This window comes from Bartonella sp. CB10SXKL (assembly GCF_042195515.1).
Classification (GTDB): domain Bacteria; phylum Pseudomonadota; class Alphaproteobacteria; order Rhizobiales; family Rhizobiaceae; genus Bartonella.
In genome coordinates, this window is the sequence record NZ_JBHION010000044.1 from 1 (window position 1) to 3,072 (window position 3,072).

Genomic DNA, 3,072 nt, shown 5'->3' on the forward strand with positions numbered 1-3,072 from the left:
ATTTTTACAAACAGAATTTATCATAACACACTGAATCTACAGTATGAATCCCATTTTTATTTTACTTAACAGCTTGCGTTTTGATACGTTTTGTGCAATAAAGAGATGTTCTTTTATATTTCGATTGGTTATTTTAATCGTTTATTTGGATCACTAGCTGTTTTGATAATAAAAGCCGTGTCTTAAAGGACGCGGCTTTTATTATGTAAATTCTAAGCAACATAAATAAGGGGCGGAGGGTATCTTCTGGTCGTATAGACTTTTCAAAGCTTAGAAGAAATGTATCTATTCAAGCTTACACCATTTTCGGCAGCTTGTATTGCAAGTTTTCTATGGAGTTCTGGTGGGATTCTTAATTGAAACTTACCACTATATTTACCATGCGACAAAGGCACAGGAACTTCTTCTCCGTTATGTTGCATGTCCTCAACAACTTCTGAAACAAGATCCATAATGCCTTTTAAAGCCTTCTCTGCTTGAGATGCTAACCATGAAAGGGATGGGAATTCTGCACACAATCCGACATATTCCTGATCTTCTTGCGACCACAAAACACGATATGTATAATGATTACTGTTCATGTTTTATCCTTTCTATCGCTTGCAATACTTGTTTGACTTGGTAGGCTTTTGCCTTATTGCCAGAATCTTTTTGAATATTCACACGCGGGTCACCAAGCCACGGGGTTTTAAACACAAAGTGACTCGTACCACTGTTCCGTGGTTCTCCAAAAAAATGTACACACACAGCCAACAAATCTGAAAACTTAATGTTCCTTGGTGATGCTTGCATCAAGCTGATTATTTTTTCAACTTTATTGTTCATAACCAATAATAGTATCACTATTAATCCTAGTCAATCATTTTATAAACCTTCCCAGTTAATCATTTTAAACCTTCCTAGTTAATCATTTTAAATCTATTGAATAGAGGCTTTTATGTATACAAGAAAAACTATCAGAAAAAGTTTTGTTGCGTTAAACAAAAAAAGAAAGCCGTGTCTTAAAGGACGCGGCTTTTTTGCTATAAAGCAGCCCGCCTATTAAACAACTTTGTGTATTTTTTCTATTATTTTAAAATGACCAAATTTAGTGATTTTAGTTTTGCCAATAAAATCTCTATAACCTCTTGTGAGTTTTTTATCACCCGCTAAAACCGCATCGTTTAAAAGATCTAACGTTCCACATGCTTGTGCATTATCACGGACCTTAGCTTTCTCTCTAATACGAGCGCGTCCGTAAACTTGTGCATTCCCATAAATCCTAGCATTGTCTTCAATTATTGCATTATCATAAACACGTGCATTGCCATAAATCTCAGGTTTATCTTCACCATGAGAAAACCCAACTTCTGCATTGCCATAAACATGAGCATTTTCATAAACATGGCTTCTAAAATCAATACAAGCATTTTCATAAATATGCGCATTGTTATAAATATGAGCAGTACCACAAACCTTGGCTTTACCATAAATCTGTGCATTGTCATAAATATGTGCATGCCCACCAATACACGCTTGTTCATAAATAACAGCATTACCGTATACAAGAGCATCCATTACAACACGTGCGCCACCGTAAACCATAGCATCATCACTAACCCAGCAACCATAACGATGATCTAAATTGCTTTCATTCTCTATAAAACCGCCTAAGGTACCTGCTTTTATACAAAAGTTATTATTATCACCAAAAAAATGTTTAAAATCTTTAATGGCTCTAATACGGTGTAATATATGTCCATTAAATTCCCTTGTCTCACTTGTTAATTCATATTTTCTAGGTACTTGCTTTTCATTCTCAGGACGTAAAGGACTATGAAGGCTTTGATCATATATCGTCCATTTAAGAGCAAAGAGATTATGATTTTCACTTTCTTCTTCTTTATTGCGTGTTATGAGATCAATAAGTTCATATGTTTTTTTCATAGTGAAATGCCTTTTAAAGAAAATTTTTGAATGAAATGGTTATAAGGAGGCGCCCCCGCACCGCCCGCGCCGTTATTTACGCTGCTTTTACAATAGCATTTGTTAAAACGCGCTTGGCTTCTGTCGTAACCAATTTGTAGTGATCAAGCTCTTTTTGTAGATCATTTACATACGATAAACGCGCAGCAATCATTCCCAAAACTTTACCAATTCCCTCAGGAGCTTTTAAACTTTCATAAGAAAATAAATCATTATCTCTAGAGAATAAATCATGATTTTTTGATTGGCTTTTTAATTCATAAAAAGCTTTAACAAGCGCTTTTTTAAATGCACGCACCGTGCCATTATTGCGCATATATGTCATCAGTAGAGTTGCTTGTGATTCATTAAGGATGGCAACTTCTCTCTTTTGTATTCCACCCTTGGTTTCAAAGGGTAGCATTTCAAATGCGACCCTTCCAAGTTCTTCAAAGTCTTTAATATTTTGACGAACCAACTGTATAACTGTTTTGTGCTTATTACCTACACCCTCTGCAATTTTCAAAGAAGTTGTGACAGCAATACCAGCATTGTTGATTGTTACTAAATTGTTCATAGGGAACTCCTACATGTTTAAAGTTTCTATTGACACTCTAAAAGAGTGCCGGGCGCTAGAAACACGGCATGTAGTCCGTCGTCACGCCTTTCCCATAAGGGTATTGTATAGCGTAACCACACCCGACAAAATCGTTATATGCCAATAATAGCATAAAAATAAAGCCAAATTTTGAAGCAGGAAAAGATTGTTTCGTAATCTATTCGCTACATGTTTAGTGTTTCTAGCACTTAATGATTCGTTTAACAGAATGACCTTTTAAAGTCAATACGTATTTTTTATTTTTTTCAATTTTTTTCATTTTGATACCTACCTAATTGAATATCAAGTGCTTTTTTTAGCTCTCTTTCTTTTTAATAGATGATTGTATCGCGTAAATGGACATGTTTATTAAACTGCGTGTATGCAACATGAGAAAGAATGAATAAACTAAAAAAAAGTACCAAATAACGATATCTAAATACCAAAATACAGTATAACTATTTGGAAAAATTAAAACGACAAGTGCTAAACTTATTAGCTTTAAAAGTCTGTGCAAATACTGTTGTAAA

4 protein-coding genes and 1 pseudogene are annotated in these 3,072 nt (G+C 34.5%); all 5 read right to left on the minus strand.

All coding sequences use genetic code 11. The features are described from left to right. Positions 1–263 precede the first annotated feature (263 nt). Positions 264–581, minus strand: a complete 318-nt coding sequence (locus ACFIK3_RS09105) for a type II toxin-antitoxin system HicB family antitoxin (RefSeq protein WP_006590330.1) — start codon at positions 579–581, stop codon at positions 264–266. After that, positions 571–843 carry a toxin HicA gene (locus ACFIK3_RS09110; RefSeq protein WP_273791602.1) on the minus strand — a complete coding sequence of 91 codons (273 nt, stop codon included), beginning with the start codon at positions 841–843 and terminating at the stop codon, positions 571–573. Before ACFIK3_RS09110 ends, ACFIK3_RS09105 begins: the two co-directional genes overlap by 11 nt. A 198-nt stretch (positions 844–1,041) precedes the next feature. Further along, positions 1,042–1,926: a hypothetical protein gene (locus ACFIK3_RS09115; protein ID WP_375608869.1), complete on the minus strand. Its 885-nt coding sequence runs from the start codon at positions 1,924–1,926 to the stop codon at positions 1,042–1,044. Positions 1,927–2,002: 76 nt separating this feature from the next. After that, positions 2,003–2,521, minus strand: coding sequence for a Rha family transcriptional regulator (locus ACFIK3_RS09120; protein ID WP_375676592.1), 519 nt, complete (start codon positions 2,519–2,521; stop codon positions 2,003–2,005). 337 nt (positions 2,522–2,858) lie between these two features. Beyond that, positions 2,859–3,072, minus strand: a pseudogene (locus ACFIK3_RS09125) (hypothetical protein); the annotation flags it as partial.

What these genes read in the sequence shown, in the direction of transcription:
- ACFIK3_RS09105 (WP_006590330.1), bottom strand. Translation starts at nt 581, where the DNA reads ATGAACAGTAATCATTATACATATCGTGTTTTGTGGTCGCAAGAAGAT.
- ACFIK3_RS09115 (WP_375608869.1), bottom strand. Translation starts at nt 1,926, where the DNA reads ATGAAAAAAACATATGAACTTATTGATCTCATAACACGCAATAAAGAA.
- ACFIK3_RS09120 (WP_375676592.1), bottom strand. Translation starts at nt 2,521, where the DNA reads ATGAACAATTTAGTAACAATCAACAATGCTGGTATTGCTGTCACAACT.